Origin of the sequence: Clostridium thermosuccinogenes (genome assembly GCF_002896855.1) — a bacterium.
In the GTDB taxonomy this organism is placed as follows: domain Bacteria; phylum Bacillota; class Clostridia; order Acetivibrionales; family DSM-5807; genus Pseudoclostridium; species Pseudoclostridium thermosuccinogenes.
The window spans coordinates 2,056,820-2,082,319 of sequence record NZ_CP021850.1 but is presented as its reverse complement, the minus strand read 5'-3'; the positions used below and the strand labels follow the sequence as shown (position 1 = coordinate 2,082,319).

The following is a 25,500-nucleotide window of genomic DNA, read 5'->3' as shown; positions in this document are numbered from 1 at the left end:
ATTAGTACATGACAGAATACAGTTATCGCGGTGAAAAATTGAATTTGACGATGCTGACGGATTTTTATGAAATCACCATGGCTAATGGATATCTGGAAAATGGAATAGGCGATAAGATTTCATATTTTGATATGTTTTTCAGAAAGGTGCCGGATAACGGCGGCTTTGCCATAATGGCCGGCCTTGAGCAGATTATTGAGTATTTGAATGAACTTAAATTTGATGAGCAGGATATAGAATACTTGAGAAGCAAAAAAATTTTCAGTGAAAAATTCCTCGAGTATTTAAGAAACTTCAAGTTCGTATGTGACGTCTGGGCCATGCCGGAAGGAACGCCTATATTTCCCGGTGAGCCCATATTGACGGTAAGAGGTCCGGCTATACAGTCCCAGTTTGTAGAAACCATGATTTTGCTTACAATAAACCATCAAAGCCTTATAGCCACTAAAGCAAACCGGATAGTAAGAGCAGCCCAGGGAAGACCGGTCATGGAATTCGGCTCCAGAAGGGCACAGGGACATGATAGCGCCATCCTTGGGGCGAGAGCAGCTTATATAGGCGGATGCAGCGGAACGGCATGCACGCTGGCGGACAGGGAATTTGGAGTACCCGCTCTGGGAACGATGGCTCACAGCTGGGTTCAGATGTTCCCCAACGAGTATGAGGCATTTAAGGCATATGCCCGGGTATATCCTGACAACTGCGTCCTTCTGGTGGATACCTACAATGTTCTTAAGTCTGGTGTTCCCAACGCTATAAGGGTATTTAATGAAGAAGTGCTTCCAAGGGGTTTCAGACCAAAGGGGATAAGGATTGACAGCGGAGACGTAACCTATCTGTCCAAGGAAGCCAGAAAAATGCTGGATGAAGCAGGATTTTCCGATTGCGCCATTGTTGCTTCCAATTCCCTGGATGAGTATATAATCCGGGATATACTGATGCAGGGTGCCAAGATAGACCAGTTCGGTGTGGGAGAAAGGCTCATAACCTCCAGATCGGAACCGGTTTTTGGTGGTGTATACAAGCTGGCTGCAATCGAGGAAAACGGTCAGATCATTCCTAAGATTAAGGTGAGTGAAAATGTCGGCAAGATAACCAATCCCGGATTCAAGGAAGTCTACAGGCTTTTTAGCCGAAGCAGCGGGAAAGCTATAGCCGATGTCATAACACTGCATGATGAGACCATAGATGACAGCCAACCTTACGAGATTTTTGATCCTGAGCATACATGGAAAAGAAAAATTGTCAAAGACTTTTATGCGAAAAAGCTCCGGGTTAAAATCTTTGAAAAAGGCAAATGCATATACAAAAGTCCTGAATTAAAAGAGATTAAAGAATACTGCAAGCAACAGATAGACACTCTATGGGATGAAGTGCTTAGGTTCGAAAATCCTCACAGCTATTATGTTGACCTGTCACAGCCTCTTTGGGATTTAAAGCACCGCATGCTTAAGGAAAACACCTTTAGATAAGCTTTATACCCTTAAGTGCATATATGTTGTGATTTGCCTTATATTTCAGGCGTTGGGAGTTAAATGTACAGTAATTAATCCCTTCTTCATACCTAAAATTAAACAGACGTTTCCATTTTTTCGATATGAAATATGCTTTCGATATGTGATTTATTTTGATATGTTAAGATGGCAGTTTTTAAACTACCATCTTTTTTGTTTTAAAAGTCCTAATTTTTCCTATCCATTCCGGAATTCCTGAGATGTGGCTTCGCCGGCACGATATTCTCAAGACTAGCTCTTAAGTTGGATTTAAAGGCTTCTATATATTCTCTTCTTAAAATCTCTTGTTCCTTTTTTTCCTCAGGGGTAAGTCCCTCATTTTTTGCTTTTTTCGCCAGTTCATTGATTCTGAGTATTTTCTTCCGATCCAATAAAAACACATCCTTTCCTAAAATATTATAAGCTAAAACACAGGAAATTCAAGATTACAAATGAAAACGATGCCTGGGAGGTTTAAATCTTGCAATTTGCCGGAGGTTATGCCATGATACATAAATCCGCAGCAAAAGCAATAATAATTTACATACTCCCTGCCAAAGACAAGCTTCACCAGATTATGGCCCTTGCAGCAACAGGGGTTATGGGTATAATATTATTTTATGCAAAAGGATTTTCATATTTTTATGGAGAGGAATAACTATGCCGCCTTTAAGCATTTTGATAAAACCAGCTTCCAGCAATTGCAATCTTCGATGCAAATATTGCTTTTACCATTCCTTGGCTGAAAATAGAGAAACTCGGTCTTATGGAATAATGAGCACTGAACTGCTGGAATTGATAGTGAAAAAAGCCCTGGAGTTTTCCAGCGGTTCCTGTACTCTTGCATTTCAGGGGGGAGAGCCGACTGTAGCAGGTCTTGACTTTTATAAAAAGCTGATGGAGTTCGAGGAAAAATACAATACAAAAAAGGTCAGAATCAATAATGCCATACAGACCAACGGCGTTCTTATGAATGATGATTGGGCCCGCTTCCTTGCCGATAACAAGTTTCTTACCGGAATATCCCTGGACGGACCCAAAGACATACACGACCTGAACAGAATTGATTCCACAGGTGAAGGCTCATTCAAAGAAGTGATGAATACCATCGGCCTCTTTAATAAATACGGTGTTGAATATAATATTCTTTGCGTAGTAAACAACAACACCGCAAGGCATATAGGAAAAATATACAGATTCTTTAAGAAAAACAATTTTAAATTTCTTCAGTTCATACCATGCCTTGATCCCTTGGGAGAACCCCATGGAAGCCGTGAGTTTTCTCTTACTCCCGAATCCTACACCAGCTTTTTGAAAACATCCTTCGATCTGTGGTATGAAGACATAATTAAGGGAGAGAGGATAAGCATACGCTATTTTGACAATCTGGTTATGATGTTGATGGGATACTATCCTGAAGCATGCGACATGGCGGGGCAGTGCAGGAGTCAGTTTGTCATTGAAGCTGACGGCGGAGTGTATCCCTGTGATTTTTATGTGACAGATGACTGGCATCTCGGCAATATCAGAGATATGGGATTTTATGATCTGAAGCACTGCAACACCGGAAGGAACTTTGAGGAAGTTTCCAGGCATGTAGATACCAGGTGTAAGCAATGCAGATGGGCCAGCCTTTGCAGGGGCGGGTGCAGAAGATGCAGGGAGCCCTTTGTTGACGGAAAACCCGGTCTCAATCATTTTTGTGAATCCTACCGGGAATTTTTTGATTATGCTTTTAAAAGATTGCAGCATGTGGCTGCAATACTTATGAGAAGATAGAAGTCAAAAAAGATAAAGGGGGAATAGAGGGGCTGCAGTTATTTTGATGCATAGCTTATCTGATTCAGCCCCTCCAGAATGACAGAGAATTCCCCATTGGATTTTTCCACCATTGCCCGGTCCAGATAAATGGCTATCTGGTCGCCCGGCCCATGGCTCCTTAAAGAGACAGCATTTTTTACCTTTAACCCTGTGGCAGACAAAATCACATCCCGCCTGGGATTTGCATCGCTTGTGTACGCGTATTCTCCGTCATCCTCCCTAATTACCCTGGTGCTGCTTAAAATTTTGCCGGAGTCCTTCCCTTTGGTATCATGGACGAAATAGAAAAGGGCATAAAGGTAGTCCGGAGACTCATTGGATTCCACTATGGACTTAAGGTATACGGTTGTATCTCCGTAGGTAAGGACAGGTATTTTCCAGTCCATATCATCGCTTTTATAAGCCACGATATATTTTTGGGGAAACATGGCTTTAGTGAAATTGATCTCCTGGATGACCGGAGTCTGGTCAATTATTTTATAGTTCTTTTCATGCATAATGTTCAAATATGACGGATCATCCGGTCTAAAGCTTACATCCTCCAATAACGATCTCTTACCATCGTAAATCATCTTACCGGTTTTATCATAGACAAGTATCCTGTATATGCTTCCGTAGCCTCTCGTTTTCACAGTATGGCCTTTTTTGCCGTCCATGCGGAGGGAAATGGTACCCTTGGTTGTTTGTACTTCAATTTTATCGCCGACTGCCAGAAGGGCAGGAGAGTTTATTCTAAAGTTTACAAAAGGATAGTTGCCACTGGCGGTGCCGCCCATCATCTGAATCGGAGGTTTATCCTGTTCAAAAGTGTATCCGATTATTTTCCTGCTCCTAAGTTCCCCGGACCTGTTATCCTTGTACAACTCATAATATCCGGATGAACCCTCATTCTCAAACAGGATTATAGTACAAATGCCATATATTCTGCTCACTCCTATGACATTTATGCCGTTCTCCTTTATGAATCTGCTCACTTCTTCATCTGTTGCGGCACTCCATGAATCATTGGTTAAAGTTTTTTCAAATGCTCTGAAATCCCCTTCGCAGTTTATTCTATCCTTATCACCGGAAGAAAATCCTATATTGCAGCTAAATCTTACATATGCGTCGGCGTAATTTACGTCCTCAAAATCAAATTTAACTGAATCACGCCCTGGAATCCGAAAATCATCTTTGCTAAAAATCATCCGTTCATCCGGCGTATTGGCGTTTGACAGGACTTCCAGCTTACAGTTGCGAAGATCAGTCCTATTTCTATTTTCAATTCGAAGCTCGAAGCTTTCAGCATCATTGGAATCCTTTGCATTTAGACTCAATAAGATGTTATCAACAAATCTAATACGTTCTTCGTCGGTCCCTGGATAATTTACCCTTGATGTGCATAGCATAACTCCTGCAGCCATCAAAAGCAGCACACCAGCGAGCGTAACCCGGTACTTCTTCTTGCTGAAAGCAGCAATATTGACAATTCTTTTCTTGAGAGTTTTTTTATCCTCGGTGATCCCTGCCGTAACAGGTGCCAGATGCTTCCTTCCTCCTTTAACCGCCATGGATAGAAGGGTCTTGCCATATGCCTCAATTTCATGTTCATTAAGGAGGGACATGGTGTAAGCATCCGCCCAAAGGTCCTGGTCGTGCTCTATTTGCTTTAAGACATACCATACAACCGGATTAAACCAGTGGAGGGCGCAAATAACCGATGCGATCCAGCATACGGCCAGGTCTCCGTGCTTTATATGAGCCAACTCATGCAGCAGTATGTGGGACAAGGTCTTTTCATCTTTGCCATCCAAAACCCCTGCAGGTAATATTATAGTGCTCCTAAATATTCCATATACGCATGGAGATTCCATATCTTCACTTTCAACAAACCTGATGCTGCGGCGGGGTGTTCCGGTTGCTGCTTTAAGCCGCTCAACCAAGTATTCAGGAAGAACAGCTTGCTTCATTTTCTTTAAACGGATGGAAAAAAGAGCATTGGTAAGGATTAGATAAAAAATAACCAGAACTGCTCCTGAAGCCCATATATATGGGATAATAGAGACCATTGCTCCTGGAAAGGCCTTTGCCGAAGGCACAAAAGCTGCCGGTTTACTATTTTGCACCGAAGCACTGTTTTCATCACCGGTCACACTGCTTTTTTCGTCGGTCAAATACCCATTTGGGGCCCGGCTCTGCCCATGCCCCGAAGCATCAGCTTCAAACTTTGATTTTTCGATATAATCATTAGTTAAAGGATCGTCGGACAGGAATGCAGCATCAATAAATTCCAGATTTAAAGCATTGAAAATGCTTAGGCGGCTTTCGGGAAGCACAGGGAAAAGAAACCTTAAAAGCACCAGCCCCCACAAAAGATATCCTATGCGAACATTTAATTTTGAAGCAAATATTCTTTTAATAAGGATGACTGCTGCAGCCGTTATCGAGGCATGCACGCTGGCGACAAGCAGGTTCATAAAAATATCATTCATTTTTGTCCCTTCTCCTTTGCCGCAATATCTCTTCCAATTCCTTTATTTCTTCTCCTGTGAGATCGGAGTTTTTAACCAGGGAAGCCAGCACTATACCGGCTCTTCCTTTAACAATCCTGCTTAAAAAGCTCCTGCTTTCCTGCTCCAAAGCTTCCTGTTCGCTTATAACAGGGAAATAGTAATATATCCTGCTGTCCTTTTTGTCCTGCTCATACCTAAGAACACCCTTGTCGATAAGGCGGCGCAAATATGTGCGGGTGGTGCCGTCGCTCCAGTTGTTTTCCTTTGATACTTTACTCGAAATCTGGGCAGCCGTAAGGCCGGGGCATTCCCATAAGACTTTCATTACCTGCCATTCCGCTTGCGAAATTTGATACTCTTTTCCTTTCATTGCACAAACCTCATACATTTGTATTTGATATTATTATCATACAACTGTATGAGATCATTGTCAATGAAAATATTTTTTCTGATTTGGCCAAGAATACTGATAAAAATAGAAAAAAGCAATATTTGAACAAGAAAAAGTATTTTTTGCAATGGAATGCTTTTAAGACATGTTGTATAATATATGAGTAACATATATAGGAACAAATACAAAATGTTCTTATCTTAGGAGGATGAATGTCATGGTAAACAATAAATTTGCACTGGCTATCGTCGGTTTTGGTGGAATGGGTAACTGGCACAGCGAATTAATAGCAGATTTTGACGACCTGTTTGTTTACGGCATATACGATATTGATCCCAAGAGGATCGAATATGCCAAGAGCAAGGGACTTAGGACTTTTAGCAGCCTCGAAGAGGTGCTTTCCGATAAAAACGTTGATATTGTGCTGATTGCAACTCCGAACGACGCGCATAAACCGATAGCAATAGAAGCTATGAAGGCAGGCAAGCATGTAGTTTCTGAAAAGCCGGTTACATTATCCAGCTCAGATTTGCAGGAGATGATCGATGCTGCAAACAAATATGGAGTTGTCTTTACCGTTCATCAAAACAGGCGCTGGGATGCCGATTTCCGTATAATGAAAAAAGTATACGATGATAACACATTAGGGGAAGTTTTCAACATTGAATCCAGGGTTCATGGTTCAAGAGGCATTCCGGGAGACTGGAGGGGCAAAAAGAAACACGGCGGCGGCATGGTACTGGACTGGGGAGTACATATACTGGACCAGATGCTTCTGCTGGTTCCTGAAAAAGTCAAGAAAGTGTATGCAAAATTGACCCATGTTACTAATTATGAGGTGGATGACGGTTTTAAAATCTTTCTCACCTTTGAAAGCGGAAAAACCGCCCTTCTGGAAGTTGGTACCAGCAATTTTATAAACCTCCCGAGATGGTACATGCAGGGAGAAAACGGTACAGCCATCATATACGATTTTGATGCAAAAGGCAAGATCGTATGCGTACAGGATTGGGATGAAAAGGATGTCGTTCCGGTTAAAACCGCAGCAGGGCTCACAAAAACCATGGCACCAAGAAGGGATGATACCATCAAGGAAATAAGCCTTCCGGAAGTTAAAACCGACATACATGATTTCTACAAAAACGTTATGGCCGCTATCAAAGGAGAAGAAGAAATCATAGTAAAGCATGACCAGGTTATGAGGGTAATGAAGCTTATGGAAGCAGCGTTTAAATCCGATGAACTTAACCAGGTTGTTGACTTTGAATAATTATCATATGTAAATAGCTGTCATAAATTAGTTAAAACTAAAGCTTGAGCTAAATCAATTTGATTGGTTGGCTCAGGCTTTTTATTTTACTAAAGAGAAATTAGCATTTTAAATTTAATTAGAATGAACATCACATATAAGTTGAATTTCACACAAAAAATAATTCTGCATATTGTAATATCGTACCTGATTATTAATGCTTTAATGGGAAATCTGCAATTAAGGAGGGAATAGACTTGGTAAAGGGTAGAATCAGGCATATGTTTGCAGGTGGAAATACATCCCAGGGTTTTTTTAGCTATTTCAGCAATATATTGAAGCAGGACGAGGCTTTGAAGATATTTCTCCTAAAAGGAGGCCCCGGTACCGGAAAATCAACATTCATGAAAAAAATAGGAAACGAGATGCTGGATAGGGGATTTGATATTGAACACATGCACTGTTCCAGTGATCCGGACAGCCTCGACGGTATCGTAATACCGGCCATCAAAATTGCCCTGATTGACGGTACGGCACCTCATGTAGTAGACCCCAAAACTCCGGGGGCTGTGGATGAAATAATAAATTTGGGTGAATTTTGGAATGATGAAGGTTTGAGGACAAACAAGGATGATATACAGAAAATCACCGGTGAAATCAGCAGGAATTTTGCCAGGGCATACAGATACATAAAAGCAGCAGAGCAAATCTACGAAGATATGGCTGCTATATATGGCTCGGCAGTGGACAATGCAAAAATCAATATCACAGCGGCGGAAATAATAAACGAATTATTCGGGGATAAGCCTGTGTCTTCTGTAGAAGGGAAGCAAAGGCATCTGTTTGCCAGTGCCATAACGCCTAGAGGACTTAAGCATTTTCTACCCAGCCTTCTGACGACAAAAAATATTATTGTGTTGACTGGAAGTCCTGGTACCGGCACCGACAGGCTCTTGGAAAAAGTCAGAAGCTCCGCTGTAGATAAGGGGTTCTATGTGGAATCCTATTACTGCGCTCTGCAGCCGGAAAAGCTGGAGCACCTGATAATACCGGAAGCAGATGTAGCCTTCACCACATTCAACGATTATCATAATGCCGATATTAAATATGGCAGGAAGATAGATTTTGATGAATTTCTGAATAAGGAAGCCGTTAAATACTATGAAGATGAATTAAAGTATGACCGGGAGGAATTTGATGGCTTGCTGGACAGAGCCATTAAGACCATAAGCAAGTCCAAGGCTCTGCATGATGAACTGGAAACATACTATATAACTAATATAGATTTTGAAGAAGTCCAAAGATGCTTTGAAAGGACCCTTGGCAGGATTTTAGATTATTCCCGGGAGCTTGACTGAGCTTAGTTAAAAACCCCGGCAATTTTATATTATGCCGGGGTTTTAGCATGTCTTTGAAGCATCTCCTCCGATACAACTTATGTGTCGGAGAAACTGTTGGCATGATGCCTTACTTTAAGGACAGCATGCCCATCCACCTTCAAATCATAGGCTTTACTTGATTTCCTCAATAAAATACTCCTGGGTTCCGAGACCCCTCTTTTCCAGTTCATTTAACTGGATATAAGGATTTTTTCCATGGAGCCTTTCAAAAAGATGTCCTGTGGTACCCAGCTCCATGCCTTGTGGCACCCCATCCATTATGAGATTTTCAACCTTTATGGAATCAATGGATGCCCTTTCGATGGCAACTATATCCTCAGAAGCCATAATGCCTATGTCCGGCACAAGGGAAGGGGTTGTGAGACCCCAGCAGTCGCATAAAGCCGTTATGTTGGTAAGGAAATTTATGTAGAATACATGTCCGGGTTTAAAAGTCTTTAATACCGTCTCAGTGCAGATTGCCATGCCTATCTGGAAGTCCTGGTACTTGTCATCGGTTACCTTTATGGCTGATGTCGGGCATACCTTGGCACAGTGCTGGCAGAAGGTGCAGTGATGGTAATTTATGTTATACTTGCCTTCCTTGTCAAAACTATTGGCATAATGGTTGCAGTTTACTACGCACTGTTCGCAGTGGATGCATAATTCCTCATTCCATTCCAGACCACCTTCGAGACCATGTATTTGAGCTCTTGTCCTGTCGGTAACGCATCCCATGGCGATGTTTTTGCAGGCTCCTCCATAACCGCAGGCTCCATGGCCCTTTACGTGGGAGAGATTTATCATTACTTCCGCATCATGGATGTTTCCTGCCACATCGACATTTTTAAAAGTCTTGAAATCCACTTCTTTTTCATAATAATATTTCCCGGTGACCCCGCAAGCATATACCACAGGAACACCAAAATAGTCCTCGGTATACCCTCTGTTTTTGGCTCCGCTTATTTCCTGATCCGTTATAAATACCTTTGCGCCATAGCTCTTCAACTTGTCCACAAGTATTTTTACAAAAAGGGGATGGATGGTTGAGTATCCTATATTTCTTCCAAGATGCATTTTAATTACTGTAAGCTTTCCCTTTACCACATCCTGCATATTCATACTGTCTATCAGCCTTCCGAACTTTGCAGGCAAAGTGACATCCGGGTCATATCTTTCATATTTCACCGATGAAAACAATACCTTTGAACTCATAAAGACTATCCTCCTTATATTTTGCTATATTTTTTTTATATACTTACAACAGGAAAGATGCCCTGAAGTATTGAATACTAATAGAGGGCGGAGCTTTCCTGTCTTATTTGAATACTGAAAGTTATTAAACATTATACCATCTGCCACAAGCCATGAAAAGCATCCAATCAAGTTTATTTCTGTATCCTGTAGGTCTCAAAGGCATCCTTTTGCAATATTAAGTCCGAGATGTACATCTCTTCCTGCAGTTTCTTTACTTCATCTTCATAAACGGTTTTATCAAGGACTTCTCCTGTGTTGATGTCATAAGCTTCTCCCAGATCGCTGAGATAGATGTAATCTTCAGTTATGACCGAACCGTTTCTTAAAAGTGCATATCCTGTTTCAGTATTCAAAAGGTCTCTACCCATGGCATAAGATGTATCAAAGCCCATCAGGTTTCCTAGAGTGGGCATGATGTCAATTTCGCCTCCGACAACCGATCTTTTGACACCTTCCGTCATTCCGGGACAGTGAATGATCAGAGGAACCTTTTGCAGCTTTCTGAACTGGAAATCACTGTACTGAACATTCATGAACTTCATGAGTTCCGCCGACTGATCCCGGGGAATGGCATAATGATCTCCGAAAATAACGATTAGGGTGTTTTCATATAATCCCTGTTCTTTAAGATCGTCTATAAGCATTCCCAAAGCCTTGTCCGCATAGTTTATGGCTTTTAAATACCTCCCTAGATAGGTGCCCTCATACTCTCCCGCGTCAAATTCCTTGTAATTCTCGTTAAAATAAGTGTAAGGATGGTGGCTTGACAGAGTTATCATGAAACCGTAAAAAGGCTTTGAGGTATCTATTTTACGCAGGGACTGGCGGAAAAAGGATGCGTCGCTCAAAGCCCAGCCTCCCCAACCTACAAACTCGTCGATGGTATAATCATCGTAGCTGATAAACTTATCAAATCCGAGGGACTTGTACATCAGCATCCTGTTCCAGAAGTTCGGGTTGTTTGCGTGGAACACGTAGGAAGTATATCCCTGCTCTTTAAGGATCTTGGGCAGGGTATGAAAGCTGTTGGTGGGATACCTGAAGTACACAGCCCCTTCCTTGGCCGGATACAGGGAAGCGTTAAGCAGAAACTCCGCATCGGAAGTGTTTCCGCCGGCCACCTGATAGTATATATTGTCAAAATAAAAGCTCTCCTGGATAAGCTTATTCATATTGGGCGTGATTTCTTTGCCGTTCACGGATTTTCCCACGACAAACTCCTGAAATGCTTCCACCTGAACAATTAGAAGATTTTTACCCTGGGCGATACCTTCATACTCCTTACTTTCCGATACCCTGGAAGCATAAAAATCGTCAAGGCGCATTCTGTCTTTGGAGTTAAGAACCTTATTGACAAAAAAGTGATCGACCAGAAACCTTTTTGAGTCAAAGGTGTGAAAGTACAATATGCCCAGTTTTTTTACAGGGTTGACATTATCATATATGAAGCTGCTTCTGTCAACTTTAAGATAACATGCGAGGAATATAACAAAGCCTGACAGAATCACGGCAAAAGAGGATATAAGCTTCTTTCTGATATCAAGCTTTAAAACAGCACTTCTGAAATACACCCTCATAAATACTATGTACATAAGCAAAAATGGCAAATCCAAGGCATATATTATATCTTTCGGCTTAATCAGGCTTGTAATGCTGTCCTGAACAGCGCTCACCAGACCCATCTGGTATAACACAGGTATGGTTATAGGGTTGGAATAATATCTGTAATACAGAGTGTCAGCAAAAAGCAATGCGGACAGAAAAAGATTCAAAAAAATCAGAGCGCCCTTTCGTCTTTTATTGAAAACAAGGAGCACCAAGCCTGCAATAATCACTGCAATGCCAAAGGTTGAAATCGCCATAATAGCATTGCCGGATGTAAAATAGGGTTTACGGGTAATTTTTGTTGTTATATGGAAGTATATGCTCTTCAATGATATAGCTCCGATAAAGAATAGGATATAAAGCGCTTCTGCCAAAGCAACCGGCCTGGAAAAAGATTTTTTGTCTTTATTTTGAACATGCTTGATATTCTGCAATTAAAATTCCCCCATTACTTCAGTTGATTCATACGAAATTCATAATAAAATAGGTAATTCACTGTTTATCCATATTATACTGTACTATTTTAAAGCTTGTCTGTAAATGCAGTTATTTAAAATTATTCAATAAAAGGATAGCGCCAGCATAATATAACGGCAGAAAATGCCTTATTTAAACAGGACAGGTATCAATATACAATTTGACATCCATGCTCTCTGGTTGATAGAATATTAACTATTGGTGAGCAACCATGACAGTGCATTTATCTGTGGATTTTATCAGATTTTATATTTAGACGCGTCCCTTTGCTGTCGCAAAGAGTTGGTTATGAATGAAAAAGTTCATGTTTCATCCTTGATAAAAATATTTACTTAATAGATTTTAAATTAATTTATTGATTTGGAGAGATTATATTGATACGCATGTTTAAAGGCGAGAAATCAAATAAGGCAAAATCAAAATTGGGTAGCATTCCGGAATACGTGCTTACTTTTGCAATCACAGTTGTACTGAGCTTTCTCATAATGTCCATAACTTTTGCCTTTTCCAGCGGTATATTTGATATGGACATGTTTAAAAGCTATTTCAAGGGAACCATGCTGATTTTCATGAACTTTATTCCCATTTTTTTCTTTATGTATCTCTCATATTTGATATTTAACAGGCTGTGGGCAGCTTTTTCTCTGACCGGATTTATTTTTGTAATCCTGTCCATGGTAAATAAATTTAAATTGATGTACAGGGATGACCCTTTCACTTTTGTTGACATAAAATTGTTCAGTGAGTCGTTGGTAATGGCTAAAAAATATAATATCCGCCTTAGCCTGAAGATGATAATACTCATAATAGGCTTGATGGTGATTACTGTGATTTTAAAGCTGTTTTTCGGGCAGAAAATCCACTCCTTTAAGGTCAGGATATCCCTATTGGTTTCCTTTTGCCTTATCGGATTTTTCACCTTCCGGAACTTTTACTTTAATCCCAAGATATACGAGGCGGTGGGGGATAAGAGCCTGATAAACATATGGATAGAATCGGAACAGTTTCGGTCAAAAGGCTTTGTATATCCCTTTATATATAGCATAAAGAGCGCACGGGAGGTACCGCCGGAAGGGTACGATGAGAAAAAGGCAGCAGAGGAGCTGTCAAAATATAGCTATCAGGACATCCCGGAAGAACAGAAGGTAAATATCATTTCCATAATGCTGGAAGCTTATAACGATTTTTCCCAGTTTGATGGCGTTGATTTGAGCATCGATGTGTATGCGAACTTTCATGAGCTTCAAAAGGAATCCCTGCATGGCAACCTGGTTACAAACATTTTTGCCGGTGGTACCGTAAACACCGAAAGGGCATTTCTTACCGGCTTTAACACTCATCCCAAGTATTACAGAGATACCAACTCTTTTGTATGGTATCTGAAAGAGCAGGGATACAGGACGGAAGCCATGCACCCGATCACCGGTTCCTTTTATAACAGACGCAACATCAACGAGTACCTTGGTTTTGATTCCTATGACCACTACGACAACAAGTACAGATATATCCAGGAAGTATATCTTGCGGACATGAATTTTTTTGACTATATAATTGAAGGGTATGAAAACAGCGTTAAAAACCGTCAGCCTTATTTTAATTTTTCCGTCACTTATCAGAATCATGGCCCTTATTCCACTGAAAGGCTGGTAAAGGATGATTACCTGAAGAAAAAAGCATCCTATGATGAAGGTACGTACAACATCATCAATAATTATCTGTCGGGAATATATAAGACTGACCAGGCCATCAAAAAAATTGTGGATTATTTCAGAAAAGAAGAAGAGCCTGTCATACTGATTATATTCGGAGATCACAACCCATGGCTCGGTGAAGACCATTATGGATATGACATGCTGGGTATAAACCTGGATTTATCCACTGTGGAAGGATTTAAAAACTATTACCAGACTCCATATATAATCTGGGCTAATGATAAAGCAAAAAGCATTTTTAAAAGGGATTTCACCGGGACAGGAAACTCTATTAGTCCCAATTTTCTGATGGCTGAGCTGTTCGATTATATAGGATGGCAAGGAAATGAATATATGCAATACCTGTCCGATATTAAGAAAAAGTTTGATGTTATCAATAAGGTGTACTTTAAAGAAAACGGAGAGTTTAAGAAAGAGTTGACTCCGGATAATGAAAAGCTGTGGAAGGATTTCCTGAACGTGGAGTATTATTACAGCCATAATTTTAAAAAGTAATGAAGCCTTATGAACATCAGGGTATAGAAGTAAACATTTAGAAGATAAGCATTTAGAAGTTAAGCTTTTAGAAAATTACTGAAAACGAAAGCTTAAATTGAAGTCCTAAAAAGTTTATAATGAAACCTTAACTTAAAATGAAGGTTTAAAAAGAGAGACCGCTTTTGCAATCAAGCGGTCTTTTCCTTTTACCATAGTCTTTATCATCATATTAATTAATAATTTAATTTAATAATCCATTATCGAAGCTGCACTTTTACTCATAACTTCGCCATCAATAATGCTTGTCAATAAAAATTTGCACCGGCTATAAATTCAAAATACCAGTTTAATTTATATTTAATTTGTATTTAAAGGCGTTTTTGTGCAGTATGGTATCCGAAACCTCCAATTCCTTTTCAAACCTCTCGAAGTCCTTTTCGTACTCCTTTTCTTCCAGTTTACGCCCGGTCTTTTTATCGAAGGCTTCTCCCAGGTTGCTGATGTATATATATGAATCGGTAATATATGAACCGCCTCTAAGTATAGCATATCCTTCCTCTGAATTCAGCAAATCCTTGCCCATGGCATAGGGAACTTCAAATCCCATAAGGTTTGCCACTGTCGGCAGTATATCTATCTGACCTCCGGTAATATCCATAACCTCACCGTTTTTCAAACCGGGATAGTGGATGATAAGAGGAACCTTCTGATACTTCAGCCATTCGAATTCACTGTCGTCAATCCCCAAGAAATGCTGCATATCTTCCGATTTGTCCTTGGGGAAAGCATGATGGTCCCCATAGAAAACCAACAGGGTATTATCATACAAGCCTTGCTTTTTAAGCTCCTCCAAAAAGCCCCCGATGGCGCTATCTACGTAATGGGCGGCTTTAATGTAATTTCCGAATGTGGTTCCTTCATATTCACCGACATCGAATTCATCGTTATCTTCAAAAGATCCATAAGCGTAGTGGCTGGACAGAGTGATCATAAAGCTGTAAAAAGGTTTTGATTTATCAATCTTTTCCAGGGACTGCAGCAGAAAGGATTTATCTCCCAAGCCCCAGCCTTCAATTTCTTCTGCGGGTGTTATAAAATCACCGCTGCTGTAGAACTTGTCGAAGCCTACGGCCTTGTACATGTTCGCTCTGTTCCAGAAGCTGGGATGATAAGCATGGAACACATAGGTATCATAACCCTGTTTCTTCAATAATTTAGGAAGGGAATGATATGTGTTCCCAGGATACCGGAAATAAACCGCACCTTGTTGTGCCGGGTAAAGGGAGTTGTTGGACAGGAATTCCGCATCGGAAGTATTTCCGCCCCCAACCTGGTAATGGAAATTTTCAAAAAATACGCTTTCTTTCAGCAGTTTGTTAAGGTTGGGTGTGATCTCCCTTCCGTCAATTTCCCGGTTGAGTAAAAAGGCCTGAAAAGACTCAAGCTGCATCATTATAAGGTTTTTACCCTGGGCAATGCCATGATAGTTATCAGTTTTGGGCACCTTGGATTTATTTGCGTAAAATTCTTCTATAAGCTGCTTGTCCTCTTTTGTCAATACTTTATTGGTAAGTATATTTTCATTCACATAAGCCTGTACGTCATGCACATGAAAATAAAGTATGCCAAGCTCCTTGGCGACATAATTCCTGTCATAATTGAACATGGGGATATCTGAGTTCTTATAGAACAAGCGCAATGCACCTATGGATATTGCAGCGACAAGAACCCCCGTAACCAACCTGGTGGGGAAGGGGATGCTTTTTACGCCGGACTTTCTGAACAAAAACAGCAAGCGAAGGAGCACCGGAATTTCCAATATGAGAATGACATCCGTCGGATTTAACAGCACATTTATGCTATCCCCGGCAGGAGCCACAAGGCTTATTTGCGCTAGAACCGGCAGGGTAATAGGGCAGCGGTAATAGCGGAAATAAAGGATATCAGCCACCAGCAAAATCGTAATGAGCACATCTACAACCAGCAGAGCAATATATCTCTTCTTGTTAAACAGTACAAATACTATGGCTGCAACAAGCAAAAGAAAGAAAAAAGTTGATATGAACATACGGCTGTTTGGCGATGTCAATATACTTCCGAAATTCAAACCGACGGAATAATTAAAATAAGTCAGCTTGATCAGGAACCCTGCAAAAAAAGCGATCCAATACAGAGCTTTTTGAGGCTCTATGATCTCAATATTAATATTTAAATTAGCTTTTCCATTGTTTAAAATTGGTTTCAAGAAAATGACCCCTTTCAAAATATAAGCGTATTCAACTTAACTATCCCTTGCTGTTTATTATCCTGTTCAGCATGGTATCATGGGCCAGGTTCTCCAGGGTATTGTCGATAGGCTGGAGCCCCATAAAGTCCTTGTACTTTTGCTTAAGAGCCGTTGAAATCAAATGATCAGCAAGGGCAGGATTTTTGGGCAGCAGGCTGCCATGAGAATAGGAGCAATAGACATTTTTATAGACGGCCCCTTCACCTCCGTCTTCTCCGTTGTTTCCTTTCCCATTGATTACCCTTCCCAGCGGTTTTACATCATTTCCGAGATAGGTTCTTCCCGAATGATTCTCAAAGCCTACTACCATACCGTCAGAATTTTCTGATTTCAGAGCTTCGCATTCAAAAACCAAATTTCCTATGAATCTTTCTTTTCCTCCTATTGTCCAAAGGTTCAGTGCGCCCAGCAGTTCTATCTCCTTATTGTCCCATGTCCTGTAATACTGTCCCAGTATTTGATAACCTCCGCATATGGCCAAAAATACCTTGTCGTTGTAAATGGCATTTTTTATTTCTATGCCTTTTATTTTCAACAAATCCTCCTGGATTATCTGCTGCTCATAATCCTGGCCACCACCCAGGAATACTATATCATAGTTTTCAGGAATGAAGGCATCACCTAAAGAGAGGTTGATGATGTTCGCCTTTATACCTCTCCATTCACATCTTTTGCTTAAGGTAATTATATTGCCCTTGTCACCGTACAGATTTAATAAATCAGGGTACAGGTGACATATATTTAATTCATACATAAGCATCCTCCGCTGATATCAAAAATTAAAAACCCAGATCTTATGCTATTTCCAAAAATCCTTAAGATGAAATTTTTTCTTAAGAAGCTTCCTGATTTCCAGCATGGCGGTATAAGTGGGCAAAATGTAAAAACTGCTGCCATCCTCAGTCCTATTCAAGCCTATGTTTATCAACTCCTCATAAGACTTGATTATGCTGATTTTATTGGTATATAGGCCGGCATATTTGAGCCTTAATGCCATATCCTCAGCTCTCAGCCCGGAGGTGTAAATATTGTCAAGCTTGTCTTCCATACCTTGCAGCTTTTCAAAATCCACGTCCCAAAGCCATGAAACATCGGTTCCGTCAGCAATTTTGTCATTAATGATAAATGCAAGCTGTATATTACTGTTTTCAGTAAGAAGGTAATTCAGCACCTGATTAAAGCCTGTAGGATTCTTCACCAATATAAGCTTTATGTTCTTATTGCCGACGGCAATGCTCTCCATTCTTCCAAATCCGCTCTCAAAGCTTCCCAGCGCTTTAATCGTGTTATGGACAGGAAGATTTAAAAGATGTCCGCAGGCAATTGCTGCCAAAGCATTATATATGTTGTACATCCCCGGAAGATTGACCTTGGAACTGTAAACTTCAGATTCTTCCTCCTTCAAGCTATGGCTGTCATTTACCGCAAAATGCATATGGGAACTGGAAGATGTCAGTTCATCAACCTTCGTGCAGGTCACCTGAGTAACAGGCCTTTCATACCCGCAGTTGGGACACCTGAAACCGCCGAGATGTCCGTAAACATGAAAGTCATACTCATACCTGGTTTTGCAATACAGGCAATAAGCCGCATCGGAGTTTTTATCCTTTTCAATGCTCTCCCAAGCTTCACAGGCCATTCCGAAATATATTGCCTCGTGCCCGGTATCCCTGCCCAGGGAAGCGCACAGCGAATCATCCGCATTAAGGACAAGCTTTGTCTTTGGAGATTTGATAATGCCTGACTTAACTCTATTCAGGGTAGTGTACAGCTCTCCATAACGGTCCAGCTGGTCCCTGAAAAAATTAGTCACCACCAGCACGTCCGGCTCAACGTAATTCGTCATTTTGTCAAAGGCAGCTTCATCCATTTCAATTAATGCGGTTTTAATTGCGCTCTTGCCTGTTATGCTTACGGAATCAATAAATGTTGTCGTCACGCCGTCAACAAGGTTTGCCCCGGATTTGTTGGTTATAAAATCAATACCGTTTTCCGCAAGGACTTGCCCGATAATCTTGGTAGTGGTAGTTTTTCCGTTCGTACCTGTAACCATTATGATATTGAAACCTTTTGTTATCTCGCTCACAATACCCGGGTATATCTTCCTCGCGATTTCTCCGGGAAGGCTGGTACCTCCCAGCTTGAAAAGCCTGCAAGCTTTCATTATTAACTTGGATACTATTACTGTAAAAACCAATCGAATATTCATATATACCTCTATGCTTGTCTGTTAAAATCATATCAATTATAGCATATAGGTCTTATTATATACACAGATATTTTCTATGGAAACATTCCTCCTTGCCCGGCTATATACTATTAGCACGATTTGCTTTGAAAAAACTTCCTCACACTTAAAATATTGAACTTAATATTAAATTTCTGTCTATATTTTCTCTCATGATACATTCCTTATATTTCCAAATCATGCTGTGATAGCCTTTATTATAAATATTTTATCCATAACTTATTGATTTCCCGTAAATCAAATATAAACAAAACATAAATAATATATTAATCTTTTCCAAAATTCTTCATAATTTTCAGGATATATCGGAAAAATTAATCATACTTTATCAGTGTGTATAACACGGAGAACGATGGCAAGCGCCTTTTATCTCGGAATGCGGCAAAATGACTCGTAAATTTCTTCAATGTCCTTATAGCTTCAACAGGTGGATTTAAAAATGGATTTAAGCTTCATTATGGAAGTTGTGGGAGCATTAAAGCCATTGTTTTTCTTGCTGTAATGTAGTATTATTTTCCAGGTGGATTTAAGCGCCTTTCCCGGAAATATTTTATGTTTTCAAAATAAACATATATAATTGATAGAAGATGGAGGGAGTGGTACAATTATTAATGTATCCAACATGAATTTGCAAGCTTTATATGATTTGTGACTTTTGCCCGAAGTATAACCCACCCAGGTGGGTGTGAAATAGGCCCGCGGCCTATAGATCTTCATTTGAAAGCGCTGAGAAGTATGGGCGCCAAAATAAATGACGCTCAAAGAGGCTTCATTTACTGCGAAGCAGAACGGTTAAGAGGATGCGAAATTCAACTGGATTACCCCAGTGTGGGCGCCACAGAGAATATAATGCTGGCATCAGTTTTTGCTGAAGAAGATACTTACATAAGAAATGCTGCAAAGGAGCCGGAAATTGTTGATTTGCAAAACTTTCTGAATTCCATTGGAGTTTCGGTTTCCGGAGCAGGTACCAGCGTTATACGAATAAGCGGAAGCAACAGGAAATTAAAAGATACAGAGCATACAATAATACCTGACAGAATAGTTGCAGGTACATATATGGTTGCATCTGCAATAACCGGTGGGGATGTACTGCTGAGAAATGTAATCCCGGAGCACTTAAGCGCAGTGATTTCAAACCTGAGGGATTGTGGTTGCAGAATAAATGTCAAAAAGAACACAATACATGTATCAGGGCCTGCAAAGCCAAAGGCCGTCGATATTATTAGGACCTTGCCATATCCGGGTTTTCCTACCGACATGCAGGCACAAATGGTAGCCCTGCTTACTGTTGCCAGAGGTACCAGCATCATAGTGGAAACCGTTTTCGAAAACAGATACAAGCATGTGGAAGAGCTCTTGAGGATGGGAGCCAATATAAAGCTTGAGGGAAGAATTGCCGTAATAAAAGGTGTAAAGCAGCTCACCGGAGCTAATGTAACTGCCCGGGATTTAAGGGGAGGGGCTGCTCTGGTGCTGGCCGGACTGGTGGCCAATGGCGAAACAGTGATAAGTGGTGTAAAGCATATAGACAGGGGTTATGAAAACCTTGAAGAAAAGCTCAGGATGATAGGCGCCGATATAAAGAGAATTGATACATGAACCTGGTGCGGCAGGTATTTATACGGTATTATACATTTAAACAAAAGAGAAACCTTTGATATGCGGAGGAAGAGAATTGAAGCCACAAGGGATGGATGCTGAATATAAAAGGAAGGAGATCAAATCTAAAAAGAAGAAAAAAACTGAAAAATTTCTCTTCTTTCTGGAGTTTATATTTTTATCGGGCATGCTCTCGGTCATACTAATACTGCTCGCCCTTTCGCCATTGTTTGAAGTAAAAAGCATAGCTGTGAATGGTAGCGAGCGCTATAGCGAAGAAGACATCATAATTGCTTCCGGCCTTCGTACCGGAATTAACGGTTTTAAGGCAATAGGAAGCAGCCTTGATGATATTCTTTCTTTCCGGTATGGTGCTGCGGAGGATGCCGTAAAAAAAGATCATCCTTATATAAAAGATATAGTTGTAAAATATGTTCTGCCTGATAAAATAGAAATGAGTATTCAAGAAAGAGTGCCCTTTGCAGTAGTGCCCTTTTATGGCACTTACCTTCTTGTGGATAACGAGGCATGTGTTTTGGAAACCTTTAACGGGGAAAACACAAAATCACTGCCTCTTATAAAGGGCTTGAAATTTGAAGGCTATAAATTGGGACAAGCACTGGAATTTGAAGTTGAGGAAAACTTTTTGCTTGCGGTGGATCTGATAAATGAATTAAGTAAATCCGATGAAAAAAGCGAATTTAAGCTTCTTCCGCAGGTTGATTATTTTGATGTTAAAGATGCAGAAAATATCTGTCTTTTCTATGATTCCAGGATTATCGTAAATCTTGGGGACCTGAGAGAACTTGGCTATAGGATTGATTTCATGAAAGAGATCCTGCAGAAGAACATAAGAAAGGATGAAAAAGGCCGCCTAGATTTCACTTTAAGCAAAAATCCAAGCTTCATACCCAATAATTGACACTTGTAAGTTAAATGGAGGTTGAAATATGATACCTATTTTAGGATTGATAATCGGCATTATTGCCGGGGTTTTCGTCCCATATAACATACCCAGCCAGTATTCCAACTATGTTGCCGTTGCCATCCTGGCGGCTCTGGATTCCGTTTTTGGAGGTATTGCTTCTTCGCTGCAGGGAAAGTTCAATATGAGGATATTCTTAACCGGCTTTTTTGGTAATGCCATATTGGCTTCCATGCTGGCATATATAGGAGATCAGTTGGGAATTCAGTTATATCTTGCAGCTATTTTTGCTTTTGGAAACAGGTTGTTTTTAAACTTTGCATTAATTCGTAGAATTATATTGAATATCCCTTCAAAAAACGATAATATTAAAGATGATGAGTTACATGATATATAGGAAAGTTAGTAGCTGTTTTGCCTTTACAGGGGGTTGGATAAGTGGCTGACATAGTTGTCGGAATAGATATAGGCACAACAAAAGTATGTACGTTAATAGGACGATTAAAGGAAGGTAATAAAATAGAGACGCTGGGAAGGGGAGTGGCACCCTGCAGCGGTGTTAAAAAGGGAGTTATCGTAGATCTCGAAAGCACAGCCGGATCGATAGCAAATTCTATCCGTCAGGCCGAAAACATGGCCCAACTAAAGGTAGAATCCGCATATATCAATATTTCCGGAGCTCATGTTGATATAATCAAGACCTTGAATGAGATATCCATATCCAATGAAGATCACGAGGTGACTTCCCATGATGTGGAAAGACTCTTGTTTATGGCGGGAAATACAGAGATTGCCCAAGACAGGCAAATCATTGACATAATACCCAATCAATACATATTGGATGGATATGAAGAAATCCTCGACCCAACGGGCATGACCGGCGTGAAGCTGGCGTTGGATGCCGACGTGGTAGCAGGAAAGCTGACTTCGGTGCAAAACATAGTAAGAAGTATTGGAAAGTCAGGCATTAAATTAGACGGATTTATTGTGGAAGCTCTTGCCACCGCTTCTATAGCCCTTACCAGTGATGAAAGGGAAATTGGGGCAATATTGATAGACATCGGGGGAGGCGTAACCGATGTTTCGATATTTAAAAAGAACCGATTGATATTTTATGATTCTATTCCTGTCGGGGGAGACCATATTACCAATGACATTTCCATAGGATTGAAAATACCTGCTCATGAAGCAGAAAAGTTGAAAAAGGAATATGAGCTTGCCCTTACATCCCTTATAAATAACGATCAGGAAGTCTCGGTTACCGATGGGGATACCGGCAGGAAGAAAAGCGTGAAAGTATCTGAAATTGTTGATATCATTGAGGCAAGGGTCACTGAAATATTTACCCTTTGCAGGGACAGGATAGCCGATTCGGGGATTTATGAAAGCTTAAACGCTGGAGTTGTACTCACCGGAGGAGGTATATCCTACCTCCAAGGCGCTGAGCAAATAGCCGGCAGTGTTTTTGAATTGCCTGCCAAGGTGGCCAACTATAAAGCATACGGGATAACCAAGCCGGAGCATATCACCTCCGCCGGCATTGTAAAGCATGCTTCGGAACGCAGCAAATACAGTACCGTCAAAAGTACTACCCGGGTTCAGAAATCGGAAGCCGATGGACGTAAAACAGGGAACACAGGCATATTAGGAAAGGTTTTCGAATTTTTCCGACGATTGTTCTAATTTTATTATTTTTATTTTACGATATATTTTAATAATGAGTTGATATTTTACAAAGGTAATTTACTCGTTTTGAAAGCTTTGAAGCCAGAAAACTATTTTTACAGAAATATATAGTAAGGTACACAGAAGATGATGATAAAGGGGGACTTTAATTGCTGGAGTTTGATATCGAAATGGAACACTTTGCCCAAATAAAGGTTATAGGTGTTGGTGGTGGGGGCAATAATGCCGTAAACCGGATGATAAATGCAGGACTACGTGGAGTTGAGTTTATAGCAGTAAATACTGATAAGCAGGCATTGTTTTTATCAAAGGCCAATACCAAAATTCAGATTGGAGACAAGCTTACAAAAGGTCTGGGTGCGGGAGCCAATCCTGAAGTAGGTGAGAAGGCTGCAAACGAGAGCAGGGATGAAATTGCCCAGGCATTGAAGGGAGCGGATATGGTATTTGTTACTGCCGGAATGGGCGGTGGTACAGGAACCGGAGCCGCACCCGTCGTTGCGCAGATTTCCAAAGAGATGGGAATTCTGACTGTAGGAGTAGTAACCAAGCCCTTCATGTTTGAAGGCAGGAAGCGTATGCAGCATGCCGAAAGGGGAATTGAAAACCTCAAAGCTTCCGTGGATACTCTGGTTACAATACCCAATGACAGGCTGCTTCAGGTTGCGGAAAAAAGAACTTCCATTATGGATGCTTTTACTATAGCTGATGATGTCCTTAGGCAGGGTGTTCAGGGCATATCTGACCTCATTGCCGTTCCAGGCCTTGTAAACCTTGACTTTGCAGACGTAAGGACCATCATGTTTGACACCGGTCTGGCCCACATGGGAATCGGCAGGGCTTCAGGCGAAAACAGGGCTGAAGAAGCCGCCAAGCAGGCAATACATAGCCCTCTTTTAGAAACCTCAATAGAAGGGGCAAGGGGAGTCCTCCTGAACATCACCGGAGGTACGGATCTTGGCCTGTTTGAAGTAAATATGGCAGCAGAGCTTGTCCAAAAATCTGCAGACCCTGATGCAAACATAATATTTGGCGCTGTCATAGATGAAAACCTTAAGGATGAAATGGTCATCACCGTAATTGCTACAGGATTTGATAAGAGTCCGGTTATTAAGAAAACTGAAAAGACAGCCGAAAAGAGCATTTTGAATGCGGAAAAATCAAGCAGCAGCGTAAATCCGGCTCCTTTTTCAGGCGATGAACTGGACATACCGACTTTCCTGAGAAGAAACAGGTTTAAATAAAATCAATACCCCTTTCATCCAAGCATATTTGCAACAAAACACCGGTTAAAAACCGGTGTTTTTTGTCATTAAATTTTCCATAGTTTACCAGTCCATTTGACAAAAAATTAATAAGGATTTAAATATAATAGACATATCTATACAAGCACCTGAATATAAGTAAATAGAAAGGCCACTTTCGGTTTTGGCCGTCCCGCGATGCAAATCATGAATAAGCGGCCGGAGAAGAATGATTGTGAGGTAATAACCTTGGAGGTATACATTGATATTCTTTTCTTGGAAAACATAGTTATGAACTATATGATATTGTGGGTAACCGCCAGATTTTCAAAGGCTGGTACTTCAAGCCTCCGTCTGTTTCTGGGAGCGCTTGTTGGCGCGGTTTATGTCGTCGTGCTGATACTGTTTCCCGGTATCAAAGTGTACTATACCACAATGGCAAAGGTCATACTGTCCGCTTTGATGGTGGCCATTAGCTTTTCTATTGAAAATTTCAGAAGATATTTTAAAATCCTTGCCATATTTTATGTGTCCACTTTTATCTTTGCCGGTGCAGCCTTTTCCTTTCTTTATTTAAATAAGACAGGCGGCTTCGTAAAAAACGGTGTTTTCTACGTTTACTGGCAATCATCAAAATGGACATTTATGATTTTTTCGATATTGACGGTGGTTATTATAGGGAGGATATTCTGGGAGGAGATTCAATCCAGGCTTATCAAGGACAAACTTATAGTGCGCCTCAAAGTAGCTTTTGAAAATAAAATAGCAGATATGTCCGCCCTTATTGACACCGGCAATTCTCTGCATGATCCTTTGACCAATATGCCTGTAGTCATTGTAGAATTTCTTGCACTAAAGGATATACTGCCTTTTGAAATTCAAAGCATCTTTGAAAACTCAAAAGAAAATGACCTAAGCAGTGTCACGGATATAGTATCCAAATCCAATTGGTTTTCAAGGTTCAGGCTCATACCTTTCAACTCGCTGGGCAAGGAAAACGGTATGCTTATCGGATTTAAGCCCGATTATATCGAGCTGGAAGAAAATGAAGAAAAAAAGGGGGTGGAGAATGTAATAATAGGTATTTACAACAGATCACTTTCAAAAAACGCAAAATATAGGGCTTTGTTAAGTCCGGAGTTAATATCCTGATTA

General features: G+C 40.6%; 20 protein-coding genes. 12 read left to right on the top strand and 8 right to left on the bottom strand.

What is annotated here, in order from left to right:
* Positions 1-8 precede the first annotated feature (8 nt).
* A complete protein-coding gene (locus CDO33_RS09160) occupies positions 9-1,472 on the top strand; it encodes a nicotinate phosphoribosyltransferase (protein ID WP_103081096.1) in 1,464 nt (487 codons plus the stop codon).
* A 209-nt stretch (positions 1,473-1,681) separates the two neighbouring features.
* Here CDO33_RS09160 and CDO33_RS09155 read toward each other — a convergent pair whose 3' ends face one another.
* A complete protein-coding gene (locus CDO33_RS09155; protein WP_103081095.1) occupies positions 1,682-1,885 on the bottom strand; it encodes a DUF896 domain-containing protein in 204 nt (67 codons plus the stop codon).
* Between the two features lie 113 nt (positions 1,886-1,998).
* Between CDO33_RS09155 and CDO33_RS20800 the strand changes: the two genes are divergently transcribed.
* Together CDO33_RS20800 and CDO33_RS09150 are read left to right on the top strand one after the other, a co-directional pair.
* Positions 1,999-2,151: a hypothetical protein gene (locus CDO33_RS20800; RefSeq protein WP_161496473.1), complete on the top strand. Its 153-nt coding sequence runs from the start codon at positions 1,999-2,001 to the stop codon at positions 2,149-2,151.
* A gap of 2 nt (positions 2,152-2,153) precedes the next feature.
* A complete protein-coding gene (locus tag CDO33_RS09150; protein WP_103081094.1) occupies positions 2,154-3,272 on the top strand; it encodes an anaerobic sulfatase maturase in 1,119 nt (372 codons plus the stop codon).
* A gap of 38 nt (positions 3,273-3,310) precedes the next feature.
* Here the strand turns inward: CDO33_RS09150 and CDO33_RS09145 are convergent, their stop codons facing one another.
* Together CDO33_RS09145 and CDO33_RS09140 are read right to left on the bottom strand one after the other, a co-directional pair.
* On the bottom strand, positions 3,311-5,785 hold the full coding sequence (locus tag CDO33_RS09145) for a M56 family metallopeptidase (protein WP_103081093.1): 2,475 nt from the start codon (positions 5,783-5,785) through the stop codon (positions 3,311-3,313).
* The gene (locus CDO33_RS09140) at positions 5,778-6,176 is read right to left on the bottom strand and encodes a BlaI/MecI/CopY family transcriptional regulator (protein WP_161496472.1); all 399 of its coding nucleotides are present in this window, start codon (positions 6,174-6,176) and stop codon (positions 5,778-5,780) included. Before CDO33_RS09140 ends, CDO33_RS09145 begins: the two co-directional genes overlap by 8 nt.
* A 238-nt stretch (positions 6,177-6,414) precedes the next feature.
* Here CDO33_RS09140 and CDO33_RS09135 point away from each other — a divergent pair, with 238 nt between their 5' ends.
* Positions 6,415-7,467, top strand: a complete 1,053-nt coding sequence (locus CDO33_RS09135; RefSeq protein ID WP_103081091.1) for a Gfo/Idh/MocA family protein — start codon at positions 6,415-6,417, stop codon at positions 7,465-7,467.
* A gap of 236 nt (positions 7,468-7,703) precedes the next feature.
* On the top strand, positions 7,704-8,804 hold the full coding sequence (locus CDO33_RS09130; RefSeq protein ID WP_103081090.1) for a PRK06851 family protein: 1,101 nt from the start codon (positions 7,704-7,706) through the stop codon (positions 8,802-8,804).
* 153 nt (positions 8,805-8,957) lie between these two features.
* Here the strand turns inward: CDO33_RS09130 and CDO33_RS09125 are convergent, their stop codons facing one another.
* Together CDO33_RS09125 and CDO33_RS09120 are read right to left on the bottom strand one after the other, a co-directional pair.
* The gene (locus tag CDO33_RS09125; protein WP_103081089.1) at positions 8,958-10,040 is read right to left on the bottom strand and encodes a DUF362 domain-containing protein; all 1,083 of its coding nucleotides are present in this window, start codon (positions 10,038-10,040) and stop codon (positions 8,958-8,960) included.
* Between the two features lie 173 nt (positions 10,041-10,213).
* Positions 10,214-12,121: an LTA synthase family protein gene (locus CDO33_RS09120; protein WP_103081088.1), complete on the bottom strand. Its 1,908-nt coding sequence runs from the start codon at positions 12,119-12,121 to the stop codon at positions 10,214-10,216.
* Positions 12,122-12,547: 426 nt separating this feature from the next.
* Between CDO33_RS09120 and CDO33_RS09115 the strand changes: the two genes are divergently transcribed.
* On the top strand, positions 12,548-14,371 hold the full coding sequence (locus CDO33_RS09115; RefSeq protein WP_242973879.1) for an LTA synthase family protein: 1,824 nt from the start codon (positions 12,548-12,550) through the stop codon (positions 14,369-14,371).
* Between the two features lie 328 nt (positions 14,372-14,699).
* Here the strand turns inward: CDO33_RS09115 and CDO33_RS09110 are convergent, their stop codons facing one another.
* Genes CDO33_RS09110 through CDO33_RS09100 form a run of 3 tightly spaced genes read right to left on the bottom strand, consistent with a single transcriptional unit; the run spans position 14,700 to position 18,849 of the window.
* Positions 14,700-16,598 (bottom strand): LTA synthase family protein, encoded by a 1,899-nt coding sequence (locus tag CDO33_RS09110; RefSeq protein ID WP_103081086.1) that lies wholly within the window; start codon positions 16,596-16,598, stop codon positions 14,700-14,702.
* A 40-nt stretch (positions 16,599-16,638) separates the two neighbouring features.
* Positions 16,639-17,394 carry a type 1 glutamine amidotransferase gene (locus tag CDO33_RS09105; protein WP_103081085.1) on the bottom strand — a complete coding sequence of 252 codons (756 nt, stop codon included), beginning with the start codon at positions 17,392-17,394 and terminating at the stop codon, positions 16,639-16,641.
* 45 nt (positions 17,395-17,439) lie between these two features.
* Positions 17,440-18,849 carry a Mur ligase family protein gene (locus CDO33_RS09100; protein ID WP_103081084.1) on the bottom strand — a complete coding sequence of 470 codons (1,410 nt, stop codon included), beginning with the start codon at positions 18,847-18,849 and terminating at the stop codon, positions 17,440-17,442.
* Positions 18,850-19,536: 687 nt separating this feature from the next.
* Here CDO33_RS09100 and murA point away from each other — a divergent pair.
* The 6 genes from murA (at position 19,537) to spoIIGA (ending at position 25,497) form a co-directional block, all read left to right on the top strand.
* Positions 19,537-20,490, top strand: coding sequence for a UDP-N-acetylglucosamine 1-carboxyvinyltransferase (gene murA, locus CDO33_RS09095; protein WP_103081083.1), 954 nt, complete (start codon positions 19,537-19,539; stop codon positions 20,488-20,490).
* Positions 20,491-20,566: 76 nt separating this feature from the next.
* A complete protein-coding gene (locus tag CDO33_RS09090; RefSeq protein ID WP_103081082.1) occupies positions 20,567-21,412 on the top strand; it encodes a cell division protein FtsQ/DivIB in 846 nt (281 codons plus the stop codon).
* Between the two features lie 28 nt (positions 21,413-21,440).
* Positions 21,441-21,812: a small basic family protein gene (locus CDO33_RS09085; RefSeq protein ID WP_103081081.1), complete on the top strand. Its 372-nt coding sequence runs from the start codon at positions 21,441-21,443 to the stop codon at positions 21,810-21,812.
* Between the two features lie 41 nt (positions 21,813-21,853).
* Entirely contained in the window at positions 21,854-23,098 is a 1,245-nt protein-coding gene (ftsA, locus tag CDO33_RS09080; RefSeq protein WP_103081080.1) for a cell division protein FtsA, read from the top strand.
* A gap of 173 nt (positions 23,099-23,271) precedes the next feature.
* Positions 23,272-24,345, top strand: a complete 1,074-nt coding sequence (gene ftsZ, locus CDO33_RS09075; RefSeq protein ID WP_479690674.1) for a cell division protein FtsZ — start codon at positions 23,272-23,274, stop codon at positions 24,343-24,345.
* 207 nt (positions 24,346-24,552) lie between these two features.
* Entirely contained in the window at positions 24,553-25,497 is a 945-nt protein-coding gene (gene spoIIGA / locus CDO33_RS09070; RefSeq protein WP_242973354.1) for a sigma-E processing peptidase SpoIIGA, read from the top strand.
* The last annotated feature ends 3 nt before the right edge of the window (positions 25,498-25,500 follow it).

Bases quoted from the DNA above. Each gene is read 5' to 3' on its own strand.
- CDO33_RS09160 (WP_103081096.1), top strand. From the start codon at position 9: ATGACAGAATACAGTTATCGCGGTGAAAAATTGAATTTGACGATGCTG.
- CDO33_RS20800 (WP_161496473.1), top strand. From the start codon at position 1,999: ATGATACATAAATCCGCAGCAAAAGCAATAATAATTTACATACTCCCT.
- CDO33_RS09150 (WP_103081094.1), top strand. From the start codon at position 2,154: ATGCCGCCTTTAAGCATTTTGATAAAACCAGCTTCCAGCAATTGCAAT.
- CDO33_RS09145 (WP_103081093.1), bottom strand. From the start codon at position 5,785: ATGAATGATATTTTTATGAACCTGCTTGTCGCCAGCGTGCATGCCTCG.
- CDO33_RS09140 (WP_161496472.1), bottom strand. From the start codon at position 6,176: ATGAAAGGAAAAGAGTATCAAATTTCGCAAGCGGAATGGCAGGTAATG.
- CDO33_RS09135 (WP_103081091.1), top strand. From the start codon at position 6,415: ATGGTAAACAATAAATTTGCACTGGCTATCGTCGGTTTTGGTGGAATG.
- CDO33_RS09125 (WP_103081089.1), bottom strand. From the start codon at position 10,040: ATGAGTTCAAAGGTATTGTTTTCATCGGTGAAATATGAAAGATATGAC.
- CDO33_RS09115 (WP_242973879.1), top strand. From the start codon at position 12,548: ATGTTTAAAGGCGAGAAATCAAATAAGGCAAAATCAAAATTGGGTAGC.
- CDO33_RS09105 (WP_103081085.1), bottom strand. From the start codon at position 17,394: ATGTATGAATTAAATATATGTCACCTGTACCCTGATTTATTAAATCTG.
- CDO33_RS09100 (WP_103081084.1), bottom strand. From the start codon at position 18,849: ATGAATATTCGATTGGTTTTTACAGTAATAGTATCCAAGTTAATAATG.
- CDO33_RS09085 (WP_103081081.1), top strand. From the start codon at position 21,441: ATGATACCTATTTTAGGATTGATAATCGGCATTATTGCCGGGGTTTTC.
- ftsZ (WP_479690674.1), top strand. From the start codon at position 23,272: ATGGAACACTTTGCCCAAATAAAGGTTATAGGTGTTGGTGGTGGGGGC.
- spoIIGA (WP_242973354.1), top strand. From the start codon at position 24,553: ATGAATAAGCGGCCGGAGAAGAATGATTGTGAGGTAATAACCTTGGAG.